The following is a 21,320-nucleotide window of genomic DNA, read 5'->3' as shown; positions in this document are numbered from 1 at the left end:
TCACGATTCGTCCTCCCAGTGCAGCGAGTCGATCGCGTCGAGCACGCGGTCGACGTCCGGCAGATACCAGTGCTCGAGCTTGGGCGGCGCGTAGGGCGTGTCGAATCCGGTCACGCGTCGCACCGGCGCCTCCAGGTACTCGAAGCAGCGCTCGAACACCCGCGTCTGGATCTCGGAGGCCACGCTCGCGTATCCCGGCGCTTCAGCGATCACCACGGCGCGCCCCGTCGCGCGCACCGCAGCCGTCACGGTGGCGTCGTCGAACGGCGACAGCGAGCGGATGTCGACGACCTGCACGCTGCGGCCCTCTGAAGCGGCGACCTCCGCCGCCTCGAGCGCGAGCGCCACCGAGGCGCCGTACGCGAGGAGCGTGACGTCTGTGCCGTCCCGGGCGATGCGAGCGGTGCCGATGTCGGCGGTGACCGAGGTGTCCACCTCGCCCTTGCTCCAGTAGAGCTTCTTGGGCTCGAGGAAGATCACCGGGTCGGGCGAGTCGATCGCCGCGCGCAGCAGCGAGTACGCATCCTGCGGCGTCGCCGGGCTGATGACCGTCAGCCCCGGCGTGTGCGCGTAGTACGCCTCGGAGGAGTCGCAGTGATGCTCGACGCCGCCGATGCCGCCGCCGAACGGGATGCGGATCACCAGCGGCATCCGCACGGCACCGCGCGTGCGATTTCCGAGCTTCGCGACGTGACTGACGATCTGCTCGAACGCGGGCAGCGCAAAGGCGTCGAACTGCAGCTCGACGACCGGCTTCATGCCGTTCATCGCCATGCCGACCGCGGTGCCCACGATGCCGGACTCGGCGAGCGGGGTGTCGAAGCAGCGGTCTTCGCCGAAGCGCGCGGTGAGCCCATCGGTGATGCGGAAGACGCCGCCGAGCGCACCCACGTCCTCGCCGAACACCACGACGGCAGGGTCCGACTCGATCGCGTCGGCGAGCGCGAGGTTCAGCGCCGCGGCCATGCTCAGGGTCGCCACCGAGCGCGAAGGGGAGTCCACGCGGGCGTCATCGTGGGCGATCGTCATCGTGCACCTCCTGCGGATTCGTGCGTCCGTTCGATCTCGCTGCGCAGCATCTGCCACTGCTCCTCGAGCTGAGGGGTGCGCGTCTGATGCACGAAGCGGAAGAGGTCCTCCGGGTCGAGATCCGAATCGGTGTTGAGGGCGTCGCGCATCGCCGTCGCGGTCACCTCGGCCTCGGCGGCGTAGTGCGACTCGAGTTCCGCCGTGAGCACGCCGGCCTGAGTGAGGTGTGCGCGCAGGCGCGTCAGCGGATCGCGGGCGACCCACGCCTGCACTTCCGCCCGCTCGCGGTAGCGCGTGTCGTCGTCGGCATTGGTGTGCGCCTGCATCCGATAGGTGTGCGCCTCGACGAGTGTCGGACCGCCGCCGGAACGGGCGTTCTCGATGGCACCGCCGAGCACGGCGAGCACCGCCGCGACGTCGTTGCCGTCGACGCGCTGCCCCGGCATCCCGTACCCGATCGCCTTGTGGGCCAACGAGGGCGCGGCGGTCTGGCGGCTGAGCGGCACGGAGATCGCGAACTCGTTGTTCTGGACGAAGAACACGACAGGCACATGGAAGACCGCCGCGAAGTTCATCGCCTCGTGGAAGTCGCCCTCGCTGGTCGCGCCGTCGCCGCACAGAGCGAGGACCACTGTCTGCTCCCCGCGCTGCTTCGCCGCGTACGCGAAGCCGACCGCGTGCAGGAGCTGTGTCGCGAGAGGAGTCGCCTGCGGGGCGACCTGGTGCGCACGAACGTCGTACCCGGAGTGCCAGTCGCCCTTGAGGAGCACCAGCGCCTCGGCCGGCGAGACGCCCCTCGCGATGACCGCGACCGAGTCGCGGTACGTCGGGAACAGCCAATCGCCGTCGGCGAGAGCGAGCGCGGCGCCGATCTGGCAGGCCTCCTGGCCGTGCGACGAGGGGTAGACCGCGAGGCGTCCCTGGCGCACGAGAGCGCTGGCCTGGTCGTTGATGCGCCGAGCTTGGACGAGGCCTCGGTAGGCCCGCAGGAGAGCGGCCTGATCAGGCAGCGCGAACTGCTCGTCTGCGACGGTCGCCCCGTCTGCGTCGATGAGCTGCACCGCCGCGTCGCGCGGGAGCAATGCCCGAGAATCCATCCGTCCGCCCTCTCTGCCGAACCTGATGAAGCCAGCTTGCCCCCGCCGCGACAGTCGTCCAAGAACTCTCGACGGATCCTGGACGTTTGAGCGCTAGTTGGCGTTCCTGCTGTCGAAGTGTCAGGATGCAGTGACGGGACGAAGGGGTGCCATGTTCACGCTGGACGACACGGATCACGCGATCCTCGACGAGCTCCGCCGCGATGCGCGGGCCTCGATGACGGCGATCGCGGAGGCGGTGCACATCTCCAGGGCAGGCGCGCATGCGCGCATCAAGCGCCTGACGGATGCCGGGGTCATCACCGGCTACACCGTGCGCACCGACCCCGTGCTGCTCGGCCACCACGCCAGCGCGTACGTCACCCTGGCGATCGAGCAGGCGACGTGGCAGGAGGTCAGCGCGCGACTGCGGCGGATCCCCGAGATCGAGCACATGGCGCTGGTCGGAGGGGACTTCGACGTGATCCTGCTCGTGCGGGCGAGTGACGCCCGTGACCTCCGCCGGATCGTGCTCGAGGACATCCAGGCGATCCCCTCGATCCGCTCCACGCGGACGACCCTCATCTTCGAGGACTTCACCCTCGTCTGACCCCGGGCGACCGCATCCCTTCGCACTCGGACATCTCCGGCGCGCTCCTCGACAAGTGCGGGGAGCCGGGGCATTCGACAATGAGACGAGCGCCAGTTCCCTGGCCTGCGTACCGCTCGAAGGAGAGTCCCGATGTCCGAATCCGCCGCATCCGCAGCCGCAGCGCTGCTCGACCGCATCCAGGCGCCGGAGGGCGCGGGACGAGAGATCCCGGATGCGGCGACTCGAGATGTCATCGGGCGAGCGCCGGCTCATGCCGTGGCTGATCTCGATGACGCGATCGCCCGAGCGAAGGCCGCACAGCCGGGGTGGGAGGCACTCGGACACGCACGGCGCAGCGAGCTGCTCCTCGCCGCCGCCGATGCGATCGACGCGAACGCCGAGGCGCTCGCACACCTGCTGTCTCGCGAGCAGGGCAAGCCGCTGAACGGCCCCAACGCCCGCTTCGAGCTGGGGGCGTGCTCGGCCTGGCTGCGCACGAACGCCGGCATCCAGCTCGACCCGCAGGTCCTGGTCGACGACGAGAGCCTGCACGCCGAGCTCGTCTACAAGGCCGCGGGCGTCGTGGGCGCGATCGGTCCGTGGAACTGGCCGCTGATGATCACGATCTGGCAGATCGGACCCTCTCTGCGGATGGGCAACACCGTGGTCGCCAAGCCGAGCGAGTACACGCCTCTCAGCGTGCTGGCGATGCTCGCAGTCATGAACGACGTGCTGCCCGACGACGTCCTGATCGGCATCTCCGGCGACCGCGAGGTGGGTGCTCGTCTCGCCTCGCACCCCGACATCGACAAGATCATGTTCACCGGGTCGACCGCCACCGGGCGGCGCATCATCGAAAGCTCGGCCGGCAACCTCGCGCGGCTCACCCTCGAGCTCGGCGGGAACGACGCGGGCATCGTCCTGCCTGGCACGGACGTCGCAGCGATCGCCCAGGATCTCTTCTGGGGTGCCTTCATCAACACGGGGCAGACCTGCGCGGCCATGAAGCGCCTCTACGTGCACGACTCCGTGTACGACGAGGTCGTCGACGCGCTGGCCGAGATCGCGGCATCCGTGCCCATGGGCAACGGTCTCGACGAGGACAACGTGCTGGGTCCGCTGCAGAACCGCGCCCAGTTCGACATCGTCTCCCGGCTGGTCGAGGAGGCGAAGGGGCGCGGCGCGCGCGTGGCTGCCGGAGGCGAGGCGGCCCCGGAGCTGGGTGAGCTCTTCTACCGCCCGACGATCATCGCTGACATCGACAACGACGCCGCCCTCGTGCAGGAGGAGCAGTTCGGCCCGGCGCTCCCGGTCATCCGATACAGCGACGTGGACGAGGCGTTCGGATTCGCCAACTCGGTCGACGTCGGCCTCGGGGCTTCCGTCTGGTCGAGCGATCCGGAGGCCGCACGCGAGGCGGCGACCCGGATGGAGTCCGGCACGGTGTGGATCAACTCGCACGGCGGATTGCACCCGATGGTGCCCTTCGGCGGGGTGAAGAGCTCGGGTTACGGCCTGGAGTTCGGCGTCGAGGGCCTCAAGTCCGTCGCCGTGACGCAGGTCGTGTCGGGCCCTGGGCGCAAGGCGCAGGCATGAAGTCGGCGATCGTCGTCGGCGCAGGGACCTCGGGTGCGATCGTCGCTCGACGACTGGCGGATGCCGGGGTCGCGGTCACGCTGATCGAAGCGGGCGGGTACGACTCGAACCCGGCGATCCATGACCCGTCGAGGGCGGGAGAGCTGTGGCACTCCGCCGACGACTGGGACTTCTTCACGGTGCCTCAGGAGCATGCGGACGGACGTCGACTGCACCTTCCTCGAGGCAAGGTCACCGGTGGATCGCACGCGCTGAACGCGATGATCTGGGTCCGCGGCGCCGCATCCGACTACGACCGGTGGGAGCGTGACGGTGCGACGGGGTGGGGGTGGAGCACCGTCGAGCCCGTGTTCGATGCCCTCGAACACGACGTGCTGCCCGTCACCGACGACTACGAGCTCTCACCCATCCAGGCATCGATCATCGATGCCGCGGTGGAGGAGGGACTGCCCCGCAATCCGAACTACAACGGCGGCACGCTCGACGGCGTCTCGCAGCAGCAGGTGACCATCCGAGACGGACGCCGCGTGAACACGTGGATGGTCTATGCCCAGCCCGTCGCCGAACGGCTCACGATCCTGACCGGTCGCGAGGTGCATTCAGTCATCGTCGAGGACGGTCGGGCGGTCGGAGTCCGGCTCGGAGAGGGAGAGGATGCCGAAGACGTCTTCGCCGACGAGATCGTGCTCTCGGCGGGCGCGATCGGATCGCCCGTGATCCTGCTGCGCTCCGGCATCGGCCCCGCCGAGGAGCTGGCTGCTCTCGGCATCCCCGTCATGCTCGATGCGCCGGGCGTCGGCAAGAACCTGCACGACCACCTGCTCTCTCCCGTGATCTTCACGACCGAGCGGCCGGTGGGACCGCCACAGCCCGGCGTCTCGGTGACGCAGACGCATCTGTTCTGGCGCAGTCGCGACGACCTCGCCGAGCCGGACACGCAGCCGATCCACTTCTCGGTGCCGATGTGGGGCGAGCTCGAGCCGCGCGGAGACGACGGCTTCACGCTGATGGCGGGCCTGGTGACGCCGCACAGTCGGGGCGCCCTCACGCTGTCGGGTCCTCGTCTCGCCGACCAGCCGCTCATCGACCTGGCGGCCCTCGAGGACGAGAGGGACGTCGCCTCGCTCGCCGCATCCGTCCGTCAATGCCGCCGGATCGGCGCGCAGCCGGCGCTCGCCGAGAAATGGGGCGCCACCGAGGTGTATCCAGGGCCCGACGTGCCGGATTCGGGCATCGAGGACTGGGTGCGCCGCACCGCCATCACGTACCACCACCAGGTCGGCACGTGCCGGATGGGATCGGATGCGGATGCCGTGGTCGATCCGCTGCTGCGCGTGCGCGGCCTGGCGGGGTTGAGCGTGATCGACGCCTCGGTGATCCCGACGGTGCCGACCGGTAACACCAACGCGCCGGCCGCGATGATCGGCGAGCTCGGCGCTCGCTTCCTGCTCGGCGGCTGAGGCGGGCGAGCGTCGCCGCGCGCCGTATCGCCGGTGGTTGGTCAAAAGCGCATCGCGTCCGCGGTGGGTGGTCAAAAGCGCATCCGAATCGCGCTGTAGGGGTGGATTATTGACCACTCACGTGCGCGGTGGCGGGGCCGCGCCGGTGGGGGCGGAGTCGGAGCCGGTGGTGCGGATGCGGGGTCGATAACGCACCGCATCCGCAGCGGGGTCAAAAGCGCTCCGCAACCGCGGTGCGGGGTCAAAAGCGCATCCGAATCACGCTGTAGGGGTGGATTATTGACCACTCACGTGCGCGGTGGCGGGGCCGCGCCGGTGGGGGCGGAGTCGGAGCCGGTGGTGCGGATGCGGGGTCGATAACGCACCGCATCCGCAGCGGGGTCAAAAGCGCTCCGCATCCGTGGTGGGTGGTCAAGAACGCATCCGAAACGCGCTCTATAGGTGCGTTACTGACCACCGCACCGGCCGGCGCATCGGCGGGCACCCGCGGGCACGGGCGGGCGCGGGCGGGCACGAGGTCAGCCCGCGGTGAAGACCTCGCGCCCGGCGAACCAGGTCGAGACCACCGCGGTGTGCACGATGTCTTCCGCCGGCCCGGCGATCGCATCGCGCGCGAGCACGACGAAGTCCGCGGACTTGCCAGGCGTCAGCGAGCCGGTCTCGCCTCCGACCCCCATCGCCGTCGCGGCGTTGATGGTGAAGACCTCCAGCGCCTCCTCAGCGGTGATCGCCTGCTCGGGCCAGAGCACGCCGGGCGCGCGGCCCAGCGGGTCGGCGCGCGTCACGAGTCCCTGCAGACCCTCCAGGGTGTTCGGCGACTCGCTCACCGGCCAGTCCGAACCGCCGGCGACCAGCGCGCCGGCGTCGAGCAGCGCACGGTTGGGCTGGGAATGCTCCGCGCGATCGCCCAACACCTCCGCGAGCGCCTCCGGGATCACTCCGGGGAACCAGATGAACGGCGAGATGTCGGCCGACACGTCCAGCGCCCGCAACCGAGGGATGTCGTCCTCGGCGAGGAACTGCCCGTGCGCGATCTGGATCGGGATGCCGTGGCCCTCGGCGCGGATGCGCTCCGCCACGTCGAGCACCAGCCGGGCCGATCCGTCGCCCGTGCAGTGCACCTTGGCGCCGAGTCCCCGCTCGGCCACCGCTTGCAGCCATCCGTGGAGCTCGTCGAAGCCCATCGTCGTCTCGCCGTGGAAGTGCGCACCGTGCACCGCATCGGCCACATACGGTTCGAGGAACGACGCCGTGCGTGCCGGCGGGACTCCGTCGAGGAAGATCTTCACGAAGTCGGGACGGTGGTGGGGCGTCCGATACTCTTCACCCCGGTCGAGGAGGGCAGCGCCGATCGGGTCGAATCCGAAGATCTCGTCGTTGATCAGCAGCGACGAGACCACCCAGGCGTTCAGCTCGCCCGTCCGATCGAGCGCCGCGAGAGCGGCGAGGATGTCGGTCGATACCCCCGCATCCTGGAACGTCGTGATGCCGAAGGAGTTCAGGATCTCCACCCCGCGGCGCGAGGCTGCGACGTGCTGCTCGGGGGTCAACCCTCCGCTGCGGTCATACGCCTCCTGCACCGGGATGCCGGCCGCCTCCAGCAGGACGCCCGTCGGGGTCCCATCGTCCGCATCCAGAAGGACCTCGCCATCGGCCGGGAGGTGACCGGTGGTGATCCCCGCCAGCTCGAGCGCTCGGGTGTTCGCCCACCGGTTGTGCCGGGAGTCCTCGACGAGGACCACAGGGCGCCCGCCCGCGGCCTCGTCGAGCAGCATCCGCGTCGCGGTGTTCGCCAGTGTCGGCAGCAGGGTCGTCGACACCGGACCGCCGACGATCCAGGCATCCTCCGGCAGGGTCTCCGCCTTCTCGCGAACGCGGTCGAGGATCGCCTCGAGCGGCAGCGACGCTGGAAGGAAGAGCTCGAACAGCTCGGTGCGGCCGGCCATCGCATGATGATTGTGCACGTCCACGAACCCCGGGTACACCGCCGCGGCGCCGACGTCCAGCATCCGCGTCTCTGGCCCTCGATGCGTCGAGACCTCGGCGAGCGTGCCGGTGGCGAGGATGCGCCCGTCGCGCACCGCGAACGCCTCGACGAGCGGGGTGCGGCGATCCGCGGTGCGGATCACCGAACCCGTCACGATCAGGTCGGCCGCCGTCATGTCAGAGCGCTCCGAAGTGGGCGGGCTCCAGACCGTCCGCGTGATGCGTGGTCGAGAGCAGGCGGCCGTGGGCGCCGAACGTGAAGTGCGTGGGCACCTCGCCCGACTCGTCGAGACCGAACAGCACACCGTGCGAGCGGATCGCGTTCACGTCGCGGTGATCGGCGATCGTGACGGATGCGCAGGGGATCACCTTCTCGCGCCACGCGAAGATGTAGATGCCGGGGCGCACCTCCCACACGCTGTTCTCGTCGGTGTCGGCGAGACCCCGCTCGGGACCGGCGAGGCACTGCCACGAGTACCAGCGTTCCGAGAGGTAGACGTGCTCATAGGCGTGCTCCTCGCTGTAGACCCACTCGACGCGACGGCCGATCAGGGTCGTCGTGGGTGCCGCCTCCGTGCCCGTGACGGATGCACCCTCGATGATGCTGGGGGCGAAGACGTGCTGCACGCGGGTGCGGCCCTGCTCCGGCGCGGGCAGGATCACCGAGATGATGGCGAGGGCCCTGCCATGGCGGAGATCGACGACCAGCGACACCGCTTCGTTCGGCAGGTAGTTGTGGTGGAACTGCACGAAGTACAGGTCGTCGTCGACCTCGAATGCCTCGTAATCGTCGGTGTCGGAGGCTGCCTCCGTCGGGTCCTCGGCACCGGGGCGGTAGTCCCAGGTGACCGTGGTGTCGGCGAAGCGGTGCGCGATGCGCGTGCCTCGGGCGTCGACCACGGTGATCTCACGACCGCTGAGAGCGGTCGAGTGCGGAGCCTTGTTGGCGTCGAAGCCGGGGGCGAGTCCTTCCAGCGGCAGCCAGGTGGAGGTGTCGGCGGGGTTCAGGGTCGTCATGTCTCTCCTTGAGTGTGGGTGGGCGAGCGTCAGCGGCTGCTGAAGCGCTCGAGGTCGGAGGCGAGGCCCTCGTACACGGCGGGTCGGGACCTCTTGAGGTATTCGCCGTAGACGATGCCGCCGATGAGGGCGACCACGAGCAGCAGCGGCATGAGGCGGATGGCGAGCTCCTCGGAGCCGGCCACGATGTTGAAGTTGACGATCGCCAGCACCGAGATCGCGGCGATGCCGAGGAATCCGATGCCGGGGGCGATGAACGTGCTCCACCAGCGGGGGTCGCGGTTCCGGCGGAAATGCACCACGATCGAGATCGCCGCCAGTCCCTGCAGGATCAGCACACTGAGGGTGCCGAAGCCCAGCATGGCGGGGACGAGGGTGAGGATGGGGTCCGCTCCTGCGATTGCGAAGATGATCGCGACGACGGCCGCGAACGAGGCCTGCACGATGCCCGCGAGCTGCGGTGCGCCGTTGCGTCGGGTGCGGGCCAGGGCCTGCGGGAGGATGCGCGAACGGCCGAGGGAGTAGAGGTACCGGGTCGCCGAGTTGTGGAAGGCGAGCATGGCGGCGAACAGGCTGACCAGCAGCAGGATCATCATCACCGTGGTGAGCGGCCCGCCGAGGTACTGCTGCGACAGGGAGAAGATCAGGTCGCCGGTCGGCAGGTGCTCGAGTGCGGTGGCCTGTGCCTGCGCGACACCGGTCGCGCTGACGACCGCCCAGGTGGTCACGCCGAGGATCACGCCGATCGCGATGATCGAGGTGTACGTCGCGCGCGGGATCGTGCGCAGCGGCTCCTTCGCCTCCTCGCTGAACAGTGCCGTGGCCTCGAAGCCCAGGAAGCCCGTCGCTGCCAGCAGCAGACCGATGGGCAGCGAGCCCGAGAAGACGGCCTCGGGGCTGAACGCGCCCAGGTCGTAGCCGGTCTGCACGAGCACGGAGACGTCGAAGACCACGAGCATCAGGACCTCGAGCACGAGGCAGACGCCGAGGATCTTGGAGCTGAAGTCGACCCCGACCCGCGCGAGGACGAAGCACACGACGATCGACAGCAGGCCCCAGATCAGCCAGTGCACGTCGAGCCCGGTCAGGTCGCGGATGATGTTCTGCATGAAGAAGCCGCTGGTGCCGATCGTGCCGACCACGAAGAAGTTGTAGCCGAGGGTCGCGATGAGTCCTGCGATCAACCCACCCGTGCGGCCCAGGCCCTTCACCACGAACGCGTAGAAGCCGCCCGCATTCACCAGCTGCTTCGACATCTGCGCGTAGCCGACGGCGAAGAGCAGCAGGATCGCGGCGACCAGGAAGAACGCCATCGGGGTGCCGCCGCCGTTGCCGAGGGCGATCGCGAGCGAGGCGACGACGACGATGCCGGTCAGCGGCGCGACGGCGGCGAGCACGAGGAAGACGATCCCGGCGACGCCCAGAGCGCCCGGGCGAAGAGAAGTGTGGTCCTGCTGCGTCGTGGACGCAGATGTCGGGTCTGCCACGTCGGCTCCTTTGCTCGGTGACGGCCGTGTCAGCACGGCATCGACGACGAGGGGTTCGTCGATACAGCGAGTCTGCTCGCGTCACCGGTGCGCTGCTTGACCCTGAGCGAAGGACGATGGTGCCAGCGTGCACAGCACGCCTGGCCCCGTTCTCGGCGGAGAGGTGGGGGAGCAGGATGACGAGGACGACACCGCCGTCCTCACAGTGCGCCACCGGGCGCGCGGCGCGGCGTCGCGGGCGGAGTCGCACGAAGACCATGGACCTGCAGCTGAACGGCACGACGGCGCTGATCACGGGCGCGGCCGGCGGGATAGGGCGGGCGACCGCGTGGGCGCTCGCCGCGGAGGGCGTGCGGGTGGCGCTGCTCGATCGGGACGGGCCTGCACTCGCCGAGACCGCCGAGGGCTGCGTGGATCCGGTGGTGCTGGTCGCGGACGTGACCGATGAGATCGAGGTGGCCGGCGCCGTCGACGCGGCGATCCGGGCGCTCGGCGGGCTGGACGCCGTCGTGTGCTGCGCCGGCGTGTCAGGGCCGGTCGGGGCGGGGATCGACGAGATCTCGGTCAACGAATGGAACGCGGTCTTCGCGGTCAACGTCACCGGCACGTTCCTCGTCGTCTCGCATGCGCTGCCCGCCCTGCGAGCGGCCGCAGCGGCATCCGTCGTCCTGATCGCGAGCGATTCGGCGTTCGTCGCCTCGGCCGGGATGGTGCCGTACTGCGCGTCGAAGGCTGCGCTCGTGCAGTTCGGCCGCGCGCTGTCCGTCGACCTGGCCGGAACCGGCGTGCGGGTCAACTCAGTCGCGCCGTCGATCGTGGACACCCCGATGAGCCGCGGCGACCTCGGGGCAGAGGCGTTCGCGGACCCCGCCTTCCCGGTGCAGACGGCGCAGGACATCGCTTCGCATGCGGTCTACCTCGTCTCCCCGCGCAGCAGGGCGATCAACGGGACGACCGTCCTCAGCGATTTCGGCTACTCGGCACGATCGGGGTTCCCGGCCTGACCGGGCGGTCCCGCATGCGGGCAGCGGCATCCAACAGCGTCATCACATCACATCACGAAGTCACGAAGTCACGAAGTCACGAAGTCACGAAGTCACGAAGTCACGAAGTCACGAAGTCACGAAGTCACGAAGTCACGAACAGGAGCAGGCATGGGAACCTCAGTGGGATCGACCGTCACGGGTCGCGTCGTCGTCATCACCGGCGGCGGCACCGGAATCGGAGCAGCGATCGCCGAGCGATACGCCGCCGAGGGCGCGCACGTGGTCGTCGTCGGGCGACGAGCAGAGCCGCTGCGGGCGGTCGAGGCGGCCGTCGGAGCGCATCCGATCATCGCCGACGCCGCCGACACGGAATCTGCGAAGGCGGCGGTCGCCGAGGTGCTCGCCACCTTCGGACGTCTCGACGTGCTGGTGGCGAATGCGGGGGGCCACGGATTCTCGCCGGTCGCGGAGACCGACGACGAGAGCTGGGAGGCGGCGATCCGCGCCAACCTCACCACAGCGTTCGTGATGGCGAGGGAGGCGCTCCCCGCGCTCATCGAGTCGAAGGGGCAGGTCGTGATCGTGTCATCGCTCGCCGGACTCTTCGCGGGGCCGTCGGTGGCCGGCTATACCGTGGGCAAGCACGCGCTGATCGGGCTGACCCGCACGCTCGCCCGTGACTACGGACGCCAGGGAGTGCGCGTCAACGCGATCTGCCCCGGCTGGGTGCAGACGCCGATGGCCGACGACGAGATGGACGAGTTCGCCACCCACGCGGGCCTCGAATCGCGGGAGGAGGCCTACGCCACCGTGACCGCCGACGTACCGCTGCGGAGGCCGGCGAGGCCCGCCGAGATCGCCTCGGTCGTCCGGTTCCTCGGTTCGGGGGAGTCGTCGTACGTCACAGGTGCGGTGATCGTCGCCGACGGAGGCTCGCACGTCGTGGATGTGCCGACCATCGCGTTCGATCACGCGGGGATGTAGCGAGGCGGTGGGGAGCGGGAGCATCGGGAGGGGATGCGCGGAAGGGATCCGCGGGTGCTCGAGTCGGACCCAGGGGTGACCCTCGGCTGTCGTCTCTCGGTCTTTCGCCCTCTCCTCTTTCGCCCTCTTGTTCCTTTCTTCTTGAGTCCTTCTGCCGGTCCTCTCCTTCCATGTCGACGAAGGTGCCGGCCGTCCTTTCCTCCTCGGCCCTTCTGCCCGTTCTCTTCTTTCGTCCTCTCGGGTCCTTCTGCCTGTCCTCTTCATCCTCCTTTCGGTCCGTCTGCCCGTCCTCTTCTTGCTCCCTCTTCGGTCCTTCTGCCCGTCCTCTTCTTGCTCCCTCTTCGGTCCTTCTGCCCGTCCTCTTCTTGCTCCCTCTTCGGTCCTTCTGCCCGTCCCCTTCTTGCTCCCTCTTCGGTCCGTCTGCCCGTCTTTCCCGCTCTTTCGCGCGCTATGCCGGGAGATCGGAATACGGGGTCTGATCTGGGGTTCTGGGGGGTGGTTTCGGGGGGCGAATGTCGGTGGGGTGGGGTTGACTGGCGGGTATGAACAGCACCGTGCAGCGTTTGGATCAGGTCATCAGTGACCTGTCCGGGGTGTTGTGTGATGACGTGTTGGCGGGGTTGTCAGACGCGGAGCGGGTCGAGGTGCTGCAGCGGGCGGGGGCGGCGTTTCGGCGGGCGGAAGCGGTGGTGGTGGAGACGCTCGCGACGGCGGATGCGGTGGGGTTCCCGCATGCGGTGGGCTGTCGGAACGCGACCGAGTTGCTGCAGCGGACGGTGCGGGTCGAGGTGCGCTCCGCGACCCGGGTGGGGACGACGGTGACGCGGGTGCGGCGGGAGTCGAGCCTGGTGTCGGGGGAGCGGCTCCCGGCCCGGTGGCCGCATATGCGGGAGGCCCTGTTGGACGGGGTGGTGGGGGTGGCGGGGTTTCTGGCGGCGACGGGTCCGATCGAGAAGGTCTGGGACCGGTTGACCACCGATCAGCGTCTCGCCGCGGACCTCGCCCTGGCCGGTGCTGCCCGCGGGCACGGTCTCGCCCCGGTCGATGACCCCGACGGTGACGACCCCGACGCGAGTGACGTGGATGACGCTGACGAGGCTGCGGATGCGGAGGAGGGCGTCGATGACGATGGTCCTGCGCCGACGACGGATGATCTGTCGAGTCTGGGGGAGGGTCTTGCGTCGATCTTCGATCCGGATGGGGAAGAGCCTAAGGATGAGGATGCGCGGCGTCGCCGGGGTGTGACGATCGGCCGGTTGAAGAACGGGTTGCACGCGATCCGCGGGTATCTCACCCCGGAGGTCGCCGCCCAGTTGCTGGTGATCATGGACGCGATCCTGAACCCCAAAGGCCCCGGGGCTCCGATGCCCGGGGTGTTCTTCACCCCCAGCGACACCAGCACTGCCACCAACACCGGTGACACCGGTGACACCAGCGACCCTGAGACGGCCGGCGACACCGGCGACACCGGCGCACACTTCAAGCCTGCGGATTCTGATTCTGATGGCTCTGCCAGCGATGGCAGCACGGATGACGTGAGCACGCCCGATCCCGAAGAGGATCCGTTCAATTCGGATCCGCGGAACGTGTTCGATGACCGCACGACGGAACAGAAACGCCATGACGCTCTCGCCGCTGCGCTCGCGATCGCCGCCCGCCACACGGACATGCCGACCCTGGGAGGGGCGGCACCGACCGTGGTCGTCACCGTCGACGCGACCGATCTTGCCACCGGGACCGGGTGGGCGACGATCGCCCGCACGGGCGCGCACCTGCCCGTCTCCGTCGCCGCACAAGCCGCATGTTCGGGGGCGATCCAGCGGGTCCTGTTCGATGAGGGCCGCATCATCGGGATCACCAGCACCGACCGGGTCTTCACCGTCCACCAACGCCGCGCGATCATCGCCCGCGACAAGGAATGCCTCATCCCCGGCTGTCACGTCCCCGCCTCGTGGTGTGAGATCCACCACGTCACCGAACACGCCCACGGTGGCCCCACCCACACCGACAACGGTGTCCCGTTGTGCTGGTGGCACCACCGCTCCCTGGGCACCTCCCTCTGGGAGATCCGCATGAACAACGGCCTCCCCCAAGTCAGAGGACCAGGATGGTGGGACCCCGCCCACCACTGGCGCACCCCACGACACAGCACACCAGCCGACTCGACGAGCCCCCCGGGCAACACCCGACAACACGGCCTCGTCGAACCGGGCAGCACCCCACCGGGCAACACCCGACAACACAACACCCCACCGGTCAGTAGCCCACCGGCCGTGGCGCTCCGTCGCACCGGGTGAACCTGCCGTGCAGCGACCCACCTGGCAGCGCACAAGCCGACTCAGCGAGCCCGCCGGGCAGCACCCCACCACACGGCACCGCCGAACCCGCGCTACCGACGATCCGAAAGCAATCGCTCCCGCGGCCTCACCGAATCGTGAGCTCGAACCCATCCGCTGTCGGCACGACGGCGATCTGAGTGAGGTCATCCACATGGAATGTCGGCTGGTGCGAGGTGGCGTGCGACCCCACTCCGATGACGCGCATGCCCGCAGCGTGGGCGGCCTGGATTCCCGCGCCGGAATCTTCGAACACGACGCAATCGGCGGGGTCGACACCCAGCAGCTCCGCGCCGAGGAGGAAGCCTTCGGGATCGGGCTTCGATGCCGAGACACTCTCAGCGGTGACCGTCAGCGACGGCACGGTCAGACCCGCCTGCCCCATGCGGGCATTCATCAAGGTCACATCCGCGGACGTCACGATCGCATGCGGGAAAGGAAGCAGCGCAGCCAGGAGCGCGTCGGCGCCGGCGATGGCGACGACACCGTCGACATCCTTGCTCTCGTTCGCCAGCATGACCGCGTTCTCCTCGAGGTTGATCCGATGATCGCGGTCGGGGAGCATGATCGCCATGCTCTGATGTCCCTGGCGACCGTGAACCACGCTCAACACCGTCTCCGGCGCGATCCCGTGCGGCTCGGCCCACGCCAACCACAACCGCTCCACGACGGCGGTCGAATCGACGAGGGTACCGTCCATATCGAGCAGGACGGCGCGGGCGGAGATGGTCTCGGTCATCCCCTCAGGCTACTGCGCGCTCCTGGACCGGTCCGCGCTCCTGGACCGCCCCGCACCGCCGGACCGGTCCGCGCTCCTGGACCGCCCCGCACCGCCGAGACAACGGACGCTCACCGTTCAGCCCCCGAGGTACGCGCGGTGCAGCAGCTGCGGATCCGCCTTCAGCGCCTCCGCCGTGCCGTGGAACGACACCTGCCCGCCCGCCACCACCACGGCATTCCGCGCGAGACTCAGGGCCAGCTGCGTGAACTGCTCGACGAGCAGCACACCCACTCCCGACTCCGCGATCGACTTCACGATCGGCATCAGCCGCATGAAGACGACCGGCGCGAGTCCGAGGGACATCTCGTCGATGAGCAGGATGCGGGGCTTCGCAGCGAACGCCCGTGCCAGCACGACCATCTGCTGCTCACCGCCCGACAGCAGCGCGGTCGGCGAGTCCATCCGCTTCTCCAGTTCGGGGAACTGCCCGACCGCGGCGTCGAGATCAGCGGGAGTGCGAGCCGTCAGCGAGATGTTCTCCCGCACCGTGAGGGAGGGGAACACCGCCCGACCCTGCTCGATGTGCACGATTCCCCTCCGCGCCCGCGACACCCGCGACAGCTTGTCGATCGGCTCGCCGTCGAGCAGCAGCGATCCCGCAGAGTGCGGCGTCACCCCCGACACCGACTCGATCAGGCTCGTCTTCCCCGCGCCGTTCGGGCCGACCAGGGCAAGCACCTCACCTCCGGTGACGGTCAGCGACACATCCGAGATCACCGGTCCGGCACCGCGGCTGACGGTTACGCCGTCCAGTACGAGTTCGCTCACTTCAGCAGCTCCGTCTCTCCCATGTATGCCTTCACCACATCCGGATCGGCGAGCACCTCCGCCTGCGGGCCCGACGCCAGCACACGACCGAAATCGAGCACGGTGAGCGTGGGGCAGACCGAGCGCACCAGGTCGAGATCGTGCTCGATGATGATGAGGGCGATGCCATACCGCTCGGGCAGTTCACGCAGCCGGGCCGCGAGGGCCAGATGCTCGTCGTGCGAGAGCCCGGCGGCGGGCTCATCGAGGATCAGCAGTCGAGGCCGAGCGATCACGTTCGCCGCCACTTCGACCAGCCTGCGGGTGCCGACATCCACGCTCGACAGACGCGACCGCGCGGGAGGGCATCCGAAGAAGTCCAGCACCTCGTCGATGTCGGCGGTGGCCAGCCGTCTTCTCGCGACGAAGCGCACGTACGCGCCGACCGTGAGAGCCGGGGGGACCCTGTCCTGCTGGAACGTCCGGCGCAGTCCGAGCCGCGCCCGACGCGTCGGCGACAGGCCGCCGAGGTCACGATCTCCCAGCAGCACACGACCGCCGTGCTTCGGGAGGAAACCGCTGATCGCATCGACGAACGTCGACTTGCCGGCACCGTTGGGGCCGATCAGGCCCATGATCGACGCGGCCGGCACCTGGAACGACACGTCGTCGAGAGCCTTCAGGGCACCGAACTGCACGGTCAGCCCTTCCACCGTGAGCACGGGGGCGCCGTCGAGAGCGCGTTCGTCGACGGTCGCGGTGGTCGTCGTCGTGATGGCTGCGGCCTGTGCATCGGCATCCGGGGGGAGCGCCGAGAGCTTCGCCGTCGCGGTCCTGCGGTCGGCGCGCTTCCAGATCAGGTTGCGGATGCTCTGGCCGAGGTTCGTCCCACTGGTCAGCGCCTGCACCCCGAGCACTCCGAACACCACGAACGCCCAATCCTGCGGCACACCCCAGCGCTTCAGCAGCTCCGGAACCAGCACCCAGAGGATGCCGCCGAGGATCGCCATGTCGATGAGGTGCGCGCCCGACATGATAGCCAGCACGTACAGCGCGAGGGACTGCAGCGGCGTGAAGCTCGACGCGAACGGCAGCTGCACCTGGCCGGCGAGCAGTCCACCGGCGATGCCGCCGAGGGCGGCGGAGACCGCGAAGGCCGTCAGCTTCGCCGTCTGGACGCTCTGCCCTGCCGCTGCGGTTCCGCGCTCGGAGAAGGCGACGGCCTTCCAGCTCGACCCGACTCGCCCGCGCTGCAGGAAGAAGACGCACAGACCGCACGCGGCGAGCACGACGATCGAGAGGAAGAAGAACTCACGGTCGTTGGAGAAGAGTCCAGGGCGCTCGACGGCGGTCCCGTCCGACGATCCGGGGAACTGGATCTGGACGAGCGTCACATCGGCCGCCGCGGCGAAACCCAGCGTGACGACGGCGAGGTTGACGCCGCGCAGGCGCAGGGCGGGAAGCCCGACGAGGATGCCGACGAACCCTGCCGCGATGCCCCGAGGATCAGCCACACGACGAACCCTCCTGGTGCCTGCATCACGTTGAGCAGCGACACGATCCACGCGCCGACGGCAGCGAAGGTGAGTTGGCACAGGGCGATCATCCCGGCGGAGCCGGTGACGATGCCCAGCCCCAGGATCGCGATCGAGGCGATGACCGCGCTGATCGCGAGGAAGACGAAGTATCCGGGGAGGGCGGCGCTCAGGACGGCACCGACCCCGATTCCCGCGGCGGCGACGGCGAATGGCCAGGACAGACGGAACCAGGGACGGTCAGCGAGCGGCATCCCACACCTCCTTGCGCTGCGTCCACAGGAGCAGGACGACGATGAACAGGAACGGGAGGAAGTTGCGCACGAGCGCGACTTCGTCGATCTGCGCGACGAGACCGCCGAGCACACCGAGGACGATGCCGCCCACGACCGCGAGGTCGAGGCGACGGAAGCCACCGAGCAGGGCTGCAGCCGCCGCGGGCACGATGAGCATCGCGAGGCTGGTCGCGTCGTTCGACTGCGACGGCGCCACAATGATGATCGCGAGCGCGCTGATCACGCCGGTGACGAACCAGACGGCGATGGACAGCGGACGCGAGCGGATGCCGAGCAGCTCGGCGGTGGTCGGCCGCTCGGAGAGGGCGCGCAGCTGCGTGCCGACCTTCGTGCGGCGCAGCACGATCCGCACCACGACCGCCGTGATGATCGCCATGACCACCGTCGCGACCGTCACCTGACTGATCACGACACCGCCGAACGAGAACGCGGGCCCGGCGATGATCGGCGTGAACGGCTGCGGCTTGTTGCCGAACAGGATGAACGACAGCGAGATCAGGAGCAGAAGCGGCCCCACCGTCATGGCCGACCTGGTCGTCGTCGAGGCCTCGGAGAGCCAGGTGGCCGCGATCCACCCGATCGCGGCCGAGAGCACACCGGCGACGAGCACTCCGAGCACCGACCCGAACCAGATCGGAAGACCCATTTCGCGCACGAACCACACGGCGCTGAAGGCACCGAACATCCCGGTCGCGGCCTGGGCGAAGTTGACGACCCGTACGAGGCGCGACATCAGGGTGAGGCACACGCCGAGGACCGCGTAGAGACCGCCGGCGGCGAGACCGGCGATGGCGCCTTGCAGCATGAGGCGTCCTTTCTGATCTGAGGGGGACCCGGACCGAGGGACCGGGGAGCAGCTCGCGGAGCTGCGGGGGAGGACCTGCCGCCGAGAATGCGCTCGGCGGCAGGCGTGTGGTGGGTTGAGGTGGGCTGCGGAGCGGCTACTCGCCGATGCGGAGCCAGTCCTCGGCGACCTTCTCCCAGGCGTTCGTGCCGGACTCGAGGATGATCGGCCAGCCCGCCGTGTTCTGCGTGCCGAAGGCGTAGGGCGTGCCGACCATGGGGTTCTCGATCGGCTCCATGCCGCGCAGCGCCTCCGTGACGGTCTCACGGGTGATGTCGCCGTCCATGCCCTCGAGGACCTCGATGAAGTACTTCGCCGCGAGGTAGCCGCCCTGGCTGAACGAGGTCAGCGGGATGTCGTTCTCCTCCATGAGCTCGCGCCAGTCCGCGTTGATCTCGTTGTCGTCGGTGAACGGGTAGAACTCGGCGGGGACGTAGATCCCGGCGCCGGCATCGTCGATCGCATCCGCGAAGTTCTCGCTGTAGACACTGGTCAGGTAGAGCCAGGTGACGTCATCCCACCCCTGCGCGTTGGCGGCCTTGACCTGTCCGATCGCATCGGGCTCGACCGGGTTGATCGCCAGAGCCTTGCAACCCTGCTCGCGGGCCTTGACGATGTAGGGCGTGTAGTCGGATGCGCCGTACGGCACGGTGTCGTCGACGTACTTCGGCTCCTTGCCGGTGATCTCGGTCCACTTGTCGATCGCGGCCTGGTAGGTCGGGCGCGTCGAGCCGGCGATCTCCAGCAGGATGCAGATGTCATCGAGTCCGAGCACCTCGGAGCCGTACTGCAGCGTCAGCGTCATGTCGTTGAACGGACCGACGTTCGCCGGCGAGATGTTGTCGCTCGCGAAGCATCCCGTATCGACGCCGATGCCGGGCATCGACAGGATGTCCTCCTGCTCGTAGTACTTCGCGTTGATCTCGCACTCGATGAGGCTGGCCGAGCCGACGAGCGCGACGGCCTCGTCGCTGCCGACCAGTTCGCGGGCGGATGCCGTGGCGGTCGCAGGGTCGCCCTTGTCGTCGAGCGTCTTGTACTCGATCGTGCGGCCGTCCAACCCTCCGGCCTCGTTGAAGGCGTCGAAGACGGCGGCGGCGGCCTGCGAGGCCTCGGGGAAGGTCGCCGGGCCGCTGATGGTGTTGACGGAGCCGACCACGATGGGGGCGCCTTCGCCCCCTGCGCCGCCGTCTCCGCCGGCACAGCCGGCCAGGGTGAGGGCCGCCACGGCGATGAGCGCCGCGGTGCCGGATACTCGCTTGTTCATGTGATTCCTGCCTCTCGAGTTCAGATGGTGCGTGTGGTGCAGTGCGGTCGTCGTCAGTCGCGCAGCGCGCGGTTGACGAGCTCGGTGTCGGTGAACTGCTCGAAGGCGACGACCTTGCCGTCCGCGAGCCTCCACACATGCGCGACCCTGGCGGCGAAGAACCGTCCGGTCCGTCGGTTGGTCCCCGAGTAGGTCCCGATCCCGACCACGACGTCGCCGCCGTCGACGATCTCGTCGATCGCGACGGTGTAGTCGTCCCAGTCCTCCTGGATGCGCGCGAAGACGTTCGCGGCCACGGCGTCGGGGCCGATGTAGGTGCCGGCGTAGGGGAAGCCTGCGGCCTCGGTCCACCGCACGTCGTCGGCGAACGGTGCCAGCATCCCGTCGAGATCGCCTCGGTCGTTGGCTGCGTAGTGCTGGGCGATGATCTCGGCGTTGGTCGTGGTGTCGGTCATGGTCTCCTCGTCCCCGTGGTCGCGGCGGGTCAGACGGGCTGGGCGTCGGGGTAGTCGACCGAGCCGAGCGGGTAGATGTGGCCACCGCCGCGGGAGTGCTCGGCGTCGCCGTCGCCGTTGAGACCGAGGAAGATCCCCGTGGTCATCAGCTGGTAGCCGAGGTCGTGCAGCCAGACGCTCGCGACGGCGATGCGGAACTCACGGAAGCAGAAGAGGTACAGGCCGTCGGCGAACTTCCAGACCGTCGAGAGGTCCATGTCGCCGTGTCCGCGCTGCACGCCTTCCAGGCACTGCCAGGCGTAGCGGGTGCTCGAGACGTAGACGTGCTCGTACAGGTGCTCCGGGCTGTACCGGTAGACGTTGCGCTTGCCGATGAGGTCGCGGCTCGGCCCCGGCACTTCGCCGGTCGGCTCGCCCGCGTCGGTCGTGGCCGCCCAGAACTCCTGGCCCACCTGAGGAGTGCCCTCGGTCGCCTCCGCCGCGATGCGCGACCGCACGACGGTGGCGCGATGCGTCGAGGTCGAGTACACGACCGTGATCGCCTCGCGCTCACGGCTCTCCAGCGGGATGTTCACGAACACGACGTCCTCGCGGACGGCCACCGCGTCATACGGGTCGGTTCCGGTGGTGCCGAATCCGGACCACGTGACGGCGACCGCATCGAAGGTCAGCGCGAGTGTCGAGCCGTCGTCGAGGGAGAGCGTCAGCGCCGTTCCCGACAGGGAGGCGTTCGGGAGTCGATACGTGTCGATTCCGGCGGCGAACTCGTCGTAGGTGCGCCATTCGTCGAGGGCGGGATCTGTCGAGGCGGGAGGAGTCATGAGGGTCCTGACATCGCATGCGGCG

General features: G+C 69.0%; 19 protein-coding genes. 6 read left to right on the top strand and 13 right to left on the bottom strand.

Annotated features, from left to right (window positions below; all coding sequences use genetic code 11):
• Both BLW44_RS13720 and pdhA read right to left on the bottom strand, forming a co-directional pair.
• Complete coding sequence (locus BLW44_RS13720; protein WP_060927783.1) at nt 1-1,029, bottom strand: alpha-ketoacid dehydrogenase subunit beta; 1,029 nt, start codon at nt 1,027-1,029, stop codon at nt 1-3.
• Nucleotides 1,026-2,126, bottom strand: coding sequence for a pyruvate dehydrogenase (acetyl-transferring) E1 component subunit alpha (gene pdhA, locus BLW44_RS13715; RefSeq protein ID WP_060927784.1), 1,101 nt, complete (start codon nt 2,124-2,126; stop codon nt 1,026-1,028). Before pdhA ends, BLW44_RS13720 begins: the two co-directional genes overlap by 4 nt.
• Nucleotides 2,127-2,277: 151 nt before the next feature.
• On the opposite strand from pdhA, the gene BLW44_RS13710 reads away from it, so the two are divergent.
• From BLW44_RS13710 to BLW44_RS13700, 3 genes are all read left to right on the top strand, one after another.
• Nucleotides 2,278-2,715 carry an Lrp/AsnC family transcriptional regulator gene (locus tag BLW44_RS13710; RefSeq protein WP_174521374.1) on the top strand — a complete coding sequence of 146 codons (438 nt, stop codon included), beginning with the start codon at nt 2,278-2,280 and terminating at the stop codon, nt 2,713-2,715.
• 132 nt (nt 2,716-2,847) lie between these two features.
• Nucleotides 2,848-4,293, top strand: a complete 1,446-nt coding sequence (locus tag BLW44_RS13705; protein ID WP_060927785.1) for an aldehyde dehydrogenase family protein — start codon at nt 2,848-2,850, stop codon at nt 4,291-4,293.
• A complete protein-coding gene (locus tag BLW44_RS13700; RefSeq protein ID WP_060927786.1) occupies nt 4,290-5,753 on the top strand; it encodes a GMC family oxidoreductase in 1,464 nt (487 codons plus the stop codon). The genes BLW44_RS13705 and BLW44_RS13700 overlap by 4 nt, the downstream gene beginning before the upstream one ends.
• Before the next feature lie 518 nt (nt 5,754-6,271).
• Here the strand turns inward: BLW44_RS13700 and BLW44_RS13695 are convergent.
• The 3 genes from BLW44_RS13695 to BLW44_RS13685 are packed head-to-tail and all read right to left on the bottom strand — an operon-like array spanning nt 6,272 to nt 10,243.
• On the bottom strand, nt 6,272-7,915 hold the full coding sequence (locus tag BLW44_RS13695) for an amidohydrolase (protein WP_060927787.1): 1,644 nt from the start codon (nt 7,913-7,915) through the stop codon (nt 6,272-6,274).
• Between the two features lies 1 nt (nt 7,916).
• Entirely contained in the window at nt 7,917-8,756 is an 840-nt protein-coding gene (locus BLW44_RS13690) for a molybdenum cofactor biosynthesis F family protein (protein ID WP_060927788.1), read from the bottom strand.
• Between the two features lie 29 nt (nt 8,757-8,785).
• Nucleotides 8,786-10,243, bottom strand: a complete 1,458-nt coding sequence (locus BLW44_RS13685) for an APC family permease (protein WP_060927789.1) — start codon at nt 10,241-10,243, stop codon at nt 8,786-8,788.
• Nucleotides 10,244-10,500: 257 nt separating this feature from the next.
• Here BLW44_RS13685 and BLW44_RS13680 point away from each other — a divergent pair, with 257 nt between their 5' ends.
• From BLW44_RS13680 to BLW44_RS13670, 3 genes are all read left to right on the top strand, one after another.
• Complete coding sequence (locus BLW44_RS13680; protein ID WP_060927790.1) at nt 10,501-11,247, top strand: SDR family NAD(P)-dependent oxidoreductase; 747 nt, start codon at nt 10,501-10,503, stop codon at nt 11,245-11,247.
• Between the two features lie 150 nt (nt 11,248-11,397).
• Nucleotides 11,398-12,213, top strand: coding sequence for an SDR family NAD(P)-dependent oxidoreductase (locus tag BLW44_RS13675; protein ID WP_060927791.1), 816 nt, complete (start codon nt 11,398-11,400; stop codon nt 12,211-12,213).
• 542 nt (nt 12,214-12,755) lie between these two features.
• The gene (locus BLW44_RS13670; protein WP_074731838.1) at nt 12,756-14,510 is read left to right on the top strand and encodes an HNH endonuclease signature motif containing protein; all 1,755 of its coding nucleotides are present in this window, start codon (nt 12,756-12,758) and stop codon (nt 14,508-14,510) included.
• Between the two features lie 127 nt (nt 14,511-14,637).
• On the opposite strand, the gene BLW44_RS13665 is transcribed toward BLW44_RS13670, so the two are convergent.
• From BLW44_RS13665 to BLW44_RS13635, 8 genes are all read right to left on the bottom strand, one after another.
• Entirely contained in the window at nt 14,638-15,288 is a 651-nt protein-coding gene (locus BLW44_RS13665; protein WP_060928648.1) for an HAD-IA family hydrolase, read from the bottom strand.
• Nucleotides 15,289-15,405: 117 nt separating this feature from the next.
• On the bottom strand, nt 15,406-16,098 hold the full coding sequence (locus BLW44_RS13660) for an ABC transporter ATP-binding protein (RefSeq protein ID WP_060928649.1): 693 nt from the start codon (nt 16,096-16,098) through the stop codon (nt 15,406-15,408).
• The gene (locus tag BLW44_RS13655) at nt 16,095-17,525 is read right to left on the bottom strand and encodes an ATP-binding cassette domain-containing protein (protein ID WP_254775137.1); all 1,431 of its coding nucleotides are present in this window, start codon (nt 17,523-17,525) and stop codon (nt 16,095-16,097) included. The genes BLW44_RS13660 and BLW44_RS13655 overlap by 4 nt, the downstream gene beginning before the upstream one ends.
• On the bottom strand, nt 17,468-17,866 hold the full coding sequence (locus tag BLW44_RS18280) for a hypothetical protein (protein WP_254775131.1): 399 nt from the start codon (nt 17,864-17,866) through the stop codon (nt 17,468-17,470). Before BLW44_RS18280 ends, BLW44_RS13655 begins: the two co-directional genes overlap by 58 nt.
• Nucleotides 17,853-18,713 (bottom strand): branched-chain amino acid ABC transporter permease, encoded by an 861-nt coding sequence (locus tag BLW44_RS13650; protein WP_060928651.1) that lies wholly within the window; start codon nt 18,711-18,713, stop codon nt 17,853-17,855. The genes BLW44_RS18280 and BLW44_RS13650 overlap by 14 nt, the downstream gene beginning before the upstream one ends.
• A gap of 136 nt (nt 18,714-18,849) precedes the next feature.
• Complete coding sequence (locus BLW44_RS13645; protein ID WP_060928652.1) at nt 18,850-20,019, bottom strand: ABC transporter substrate-binding protein; 1,170 nt, start codon at nt 20,017-20,019, stop codon at nt 18,850-18,852.
• 53 nt (nt 20,020-20,072) lie between these two features.
• Nucleotides 20,073-20,474 (bottom strand): nuclear transport factor 2 family protein, encoded by a 402-nt coding sequence (locus BLW44_RS13640; RefSeq protein WP_060928653.1) that lies wholly within the window; start codon nt 20,472-20,474, stop codon nt 20,073-20,075.
• A gap of 29 nt (nt 20,475-20,503) precedes the next feature.
• On the bottom strand, nt 20,504-21,295 hold the full coding sequence (locus tag BLW44_RS13635) for a MoaF C-terminal domain-containing protein (RefSeq protein WP_060928654.1): 792 nt from the start codon (nt 21,293-21,295) through the stop codon (nt 20,504-20,506).
• Between the last annotated feature and the right edge of the window lie 25 nt (nt 21,296-21,320).

The organism is Microbacterium hydrocarbonoxydans (genome assembly GCF_900105205.1).
Classification (GTDB): domain Bacteria; phylum Actinomycetota; class Actinomycetes; order Actinomycetales; family Microbacteriaceae; genus Microbacterium; species Microbacterium hydrocarbonoxydans.
This window is presented reverse-complemented; position numbering and strand designations above follow the sequence as displayed.